Genomic DNA, 5,532 nt, shown 5'->3' on the forward strand with positions numbered 1-5,532 from the left:
GTTGGTGTGGTGGTGGTTTGAGAACTCAAGAGTGTGTCTGTACTACTTTATTTTTTGTTTTGATTGCCAGTCCGATGTCTGCCTTGCTGTTGTGGTGGGGTCACCGAGGGGTGTTAATTGATGTCGGGGTTTTTTGGTGAGGGACGTTTCCTTCCTTAAGGAAACGGACTGTCAATTTATTATTTGGAGAGCTTGTAAAAGGCTTTTTCACGAATTTTTTTGTGGAGGGTTCGATTCTGGCTCAGGATGAACGCTGGCGGCGTGCTTAACACATGCAAGTCGAACGGGATCCATGGTGCTTGCACTATGGTGAGAGTGGCGAACGGGAGAGTAATGCGTGACCAACCTGCCCTGTACTTTGGAATAGCTTCTGGAAACGGGTGGTAATGCCGAATGTTCCACATGATCGCATGTGATTGTGGGAAAGGGTTTACCGGTATGGGATGGGGTCGCGTCCTATCAGCTTGTTGGCGGGGTAATGGCCCACCAAGGCTTTGACGGGTAGCCGGCCTGAGAGGGTGACCGGCCTCATTGGGACTGAGATACGGCCCAGACTCCTACGGGAGGCAGCAGTGGGGAATATTGCACAATGGGCGAAAGCCTGATGCAGCGACGCCGCGTGCGGGATGAAGGCCTTCGGGTTGTAAACCGCTTTTGTTAGGGAGCAAGCGAGAGTGAGTGTACCTTTCGAATAAGCACCGGCTAACTACGTGCCAGCAGCCGCGGTAATACGTAGGGTGCAAGCGTTATCCGGATTTATTGGGCGTAAAGAGCTCGTAGGCGGTTTGTCGCGTCTGGTGTGAAAGTCCATCGCTTAACGGTGGATCTGCGCCGGGTACGGGCAGGCTAGAGTGCAGTAGGGGAGACTGGAATTCCCGGTGTAACGGTGGAATGTGTAGATATCGGGAAGAACACCAATGGCGAAGGCAGGTCTCTGGGCTGTTACTGACGCTGAGGAGCGAAAGCGTGGGGAGCGAACAGGATTAGATACCCTGGTAGTCCACGCCGTAAACGGTGGATGCTGGATGTGGGGCCCATTCCACGGGTTCCGTGTCGGAGCTAACGCGTTAAGCATCCCGCCTGGGGAGTACGGCCGCAAGGCTAAAACTCAAAGAAATTGACGGGGGCCCGCACAAGCGGCGGAGCATGCGGATTAATTCGATGCAACGCGAAGAACCTTACCTGGGCTTGACATGTTCCTGATCGCCTCAGAGATGGGGTTTCCCTTCGGGGCAGGTTCACAGGTGGTGCATGGTCGTCGTCAGCTCGTGTCGTGAGATGTTGGGTTAAGTCCCGCAACGAGCGCAACCCTCGCCTTGTGTTGCCAGCACGTTATGGTGGGAACTCGCAAGGGACCGCCGGGGTTAACTCGGAGGAAGGTGGGGATGACGTCAGATCATCATGCCCCTTACGTCCAGGGCTTCACGCATGCTACAATGGCCGGTACAACGGGATGCGACATGGTGACATGAAGCGGATCCCTTAAAACCGGTCTCAGTTCGGATTGGAGTCTGCAACTCGACTCCATGAAGGCGGAGTCGCTAGTAATCGCAGATCAGCAACGCTGCGGTGAATGCGTTCCCGGGCCTTGTACACACCGCCCGTCAAGTCATGAAAGTGGGCAGCACCCGAAGCCGGTGTCCTAACCCTTGTGGAAGGAGCCGTCTAAGGTGAGGCTCGTGATTGGGACTAAGTCGTAACAAGGTAGCCGTACCGGAAGGTGCGGCTGGATCACCTCCTTTCTACGGAGAATTCAGGTCACTGTTTGGTGGCCGGTGTCGGCCTGCCGGTGGATAGTCCGCTGGTTGGGTCTTGCTGGTGTGGAAAAGATCAGAGCGTTTATAGAGATATTGTGGTTGGGCATGCTTTTGGGTTCCCGGACTGTCACCCCAGATTTGTTTCTGGTGCGGTTCGTGCCTTCTGGTTGGGTGATCATGGTTTGTGGTTGTCTGGTTGGTTGTGTGTGGTGGTTTGAGAACTGGATAGTGGACGCGAGCAAGCAAGATGTTTCTTGTTTGTTTTGTTAGATGCAATTTTTGATTGAACTCTTATTTGAGTTCGGTCGATCGTTTTGTGATCATTATGTGACGATGTGTTGTCTAGGTGTTACATGGCAGGTGCGCGTGGCTGGGTTTTATGCCTGGTGAGTGTGTTGCTTGTTATGGCGTATGGTGGATGCCTTGGCAGACAGTACCGATGAAGGACGTTGTAGGCTGCGATAAGCCTCGGGGAGCCGCCAAACGGGCTTTGATCCGAGGATTTCCGAATGGGGAAACCCACCGGCCGTTATGGGTCGGTACCTGCCGGTTTTGCCGGTGTGGAGGGGACGCAGGGAAGTGAAACATCTCAGTACCTGTAGGAAAAGATATTCCGTGAGTAGTGGCGAGCGAAAGCGGAGGAGACCAAACCTTGTATGTGTGATAGCCGTCAGGTGTTGCGTATGAGGGGTTGTGGGAGCATGTGTCCAAGTGCTGACGAGCTTGGCGGGTGAATGTGAACGTGGTAGGTGAACAGGATTGAATTCCTGGCCGTAGAGGGTGATGGCCCCGTAGCCGAAGGCGCGTTCCTGCTTGATTGTGTTTCCCAAGTAGCACGGTCCACGAGGAATTCCGTGTGAATCTGCCCAGACCGTTGGGTGAGTCTAAATATATCTGTCTGACCGATAGTGAACGAGTACCGTGAGGGAAAGGTGAAAAGTACCCCGGGAGGGGAGTGAAATAGTTTCTGAAACCGTGCGCTTACAAACCGTCGGAGCCTTCTTTGTGGGGTGACGGCGTGCCTATCGAAAAATGAGTCTACGAGTCAGTGGCATGTGGCGAGGCTAACCCGTGTGGGGAAGCCGTAGCGAAAGCGAGTGTGAATAGCGCGTTGAGTCGCGTGTCCTGGACCCGAAGCGGGATGATCTAGCCCTGAGCAGGTTGAAGCACGGGTAAGACCGTGTGGAGGACCGCACCCACCTAGGTTGAAAACTGGGGGGATGACTTGGGGTTAGGGGTGAAAGGCCAATCAAATTCCGTGATAGCTGGTTCTCTCCGAAATGCATTTAGGTGCAGCGTCGTGTTAATTGCCTCCAGGGGGTAGAGCTACTGGATGCTTGCGGGCCCGTATTGGGTACCAATAGCAACCAAACTCCGAATACCTGTGAGGTGTATCGCGGCAGTGAGTCGGCGGGGGATAAGCTCCGTCGTCGAAAGGGAAACAGCCCAGATCGTCGTCTAAGGTCCCTAAGCGTGTGCTAAGTGGGAAAGGATGTGGAGTCGCATCGACAGCCAGGAGGTTGGCTCAGAAGCAGCCATCCTTGAAAGAGTGCGTAACAGCTCACTGGTCTAGTGGTTCCGCGCCGACAATGTAGCGGGGCTTAAGCACACCACCGAAGACGCGGCAGTATTTTTGTACTGGGTAGGAGAGCGTTCCGTTCTGGGGTGAAGCGGCGGTGTAAACCTGTCGTGGACTGGGCGGAAGTGAGAATGTAGACATGAGTAGCGAGAGACGGGTGAGGATCCCGTCCGCTGGATGACCAAGGGTTCCGGGGCCACGTTCATCGTCCCCGGGTGAGTCGGGTCCTAAGGCGAGGCCGACAGGCGTAGTCGAATGGATGAACGGGTTGATATTCCCGTACCGGTGCACAACCGACAGATCCGAAAGTTAGATGCTAACCTCCATGTGTGTGGATCTTGCCCTTCGGGGTTGGTGAAGCGTGTGTGTTGGGACCCTCTTTCCGGTAGGGTAGCACAGGAGTGACGTGATGGGTAAGCCGGCTGCGGAGGTGGTTTTCCGTGGTTAAGCGTGTGGCCTGTCCCCTAGGCAAATCCGGGGGGCGTGAAGGGTGAGGCGTGATGATGGGTCCCGTTGGGGACGAATCCGGTGGTTCCTGTTGCCAAGAAAAGCTTCGGTGTGAGGGTGTGTTCCGCCCGTACCGTAAACCGACACAGGTGGTCAGGTAGAGTATACCAAAGCGATCGAGCGAATCCTGGTCAAGGAACTCGGCAAATTACTCCCGTGCCTTCGGTATAAGGGAGACCCCTTCGTGTGAAGCCATTTACTGGTGGAGCGTTGGGGGGTGGCACAGACCAGGGGGTAGCGACTGTTTACCAAAAACACAGGTGCATGCGAAGACGTAAGTCGCTGTATATGCACTGACGCCTGCCCGGTGCCGGAAGGTTAAGAGGATCCGTCATCCCTCTTCGGAGGAGGCAGCGGTGAATTTAAGCCCCGGTAAACGGCGGTGGTAACTATAACCATCCTAAGGTAGCGAAATTCCTTGTCGGGTAAGTTCCGACCTGCACGAATGGCGTAACGACTTCCCCACTGTCTCGACCAGGAGCTCGGCGAAATTGCAGTACGAGTAAAGATGCTCGTTAAGCGCAGAAGGACGAAAAGACCCCGGGACCTTTACTATACCTTGGTATTGGCATTAGGTGAGGACTGTGTAGCATAGGCGGGAGACGTTGAAGCTGTGGCGCTAGTCATGGTGGAGTCGCAAGGTGAAATACCGCTCTGTTTTTATTTGATGTCTAACCTCGACGCGTTATCCGTGTCAGGGACAGTGCCTGGCGGGTAGTTTAACTGGGGCGGTTGCCTCCTAAAGAGTAACGGAGGCGCCCAAAGGTTCCCTCAGCCCGGTTGGCAATCGGGTGTTGAGTGTAATCGCACAAGGGAGCTTGACTGCGAGACCGACGGGTCGAGCAGGGACGAAAGTCGGGGATAGTGATCCGGTGCCGGCGTACGGACGCGGCATCGCTCAACGGATAAAAGGTACCCCGGGGATAACAGGCTGATCATTCCCAAGAGTCCATATCGACGGGATGGTTTGGCACCTCGATGTCGGCTCGTCGCATCCTGGGGCTGTAGCAGGTCCCAAGGGTTCGGCCGTTCGCCGATTAAAGCGGCACGCGAGCTGGGTTCAGAACGTCGTGAGACAGTTTGGTCTCTATCCTCTGCGCTCGTTGGAATCTTGAGGAGACCTGCCCATAGTACGAGAGGACCTGGGTGGACAAACCTCTGGTATGCCGGTTGTCACGCCAGTGGCATGGCCGGTTAGCTACGTTTGGAAGGGATAACCGCTGAAAGCATCTAAGCGGGAAGCCTGCTCCAAGATTAGGATTCCGTGCGCCCTTTGAGGCGTTGGAGACCCCATGCTAGATGACATGGTTGATAGGCCGGACGTGGAAGCCCTGTGAGGGGTGGAGCTGACCGGTACTAATGGTCGAATGGTAATACACTTTTCTCTTCTCTTTGGAGAGGGGTTGGCGTGTGTTCTGCGTGTATTGTTGATGGCATCACGGAGTGTGGTGGTCATGAAACGTGTGGTTGTGTCTGATTCGCGTCTGCTTTCCGGTTCCCAAACCGTCACGGTTGCCCCATGCTTTCGGGTGTGGTGATAGTTGAAGATTTGTGGTGGTCATAGCCCAGGGGAAACGCCCGGTCCCATTTCGAACCCGGTAGCTAAGGCCTGGCACGGCGATGGTACTGCACTCGGGAGGGTGTGGGAGAGTAGCGCACCGCCACATTACTTTTCTGTGAGGGGTAGGG

At 55.1% G+C, this 5,532-nt stretch carries 3 rRNA genes; all 3 read left to right on the top strand.

The annotated features are described in order from the left end of the window. Window positions 1-218: 218 nt before the first annotated feature. Window positions 219-1,742 (top strand): 16S ribosomal RNA (locus tag AC3B5A_RS07600). Between the two features lie 406 nt (window positions 1,743-2,148). Further along, window positions 2,149-5,223 (top strand): 23S ribosomal RNA (locus tag AC3B5A_RS07605). 170 nt (window positions 5,224-5,393) lie between these two features. Beyond that, window positions 5,394-5,510, top strand: a 5S ribosomal RNA gene (rrf, locus tag AC3B5A_RS07610). Together the 16S, 23S and 5S rRNA genes form the textbook arrangement of a ribosomal RNA operon. The last annotated feature ends 22 nt before the right edge of the window (window positions 5,511-5,532 follow it).

The organism is Bifidobacterium sp. ESL1133, assembly GCF_058107325.1.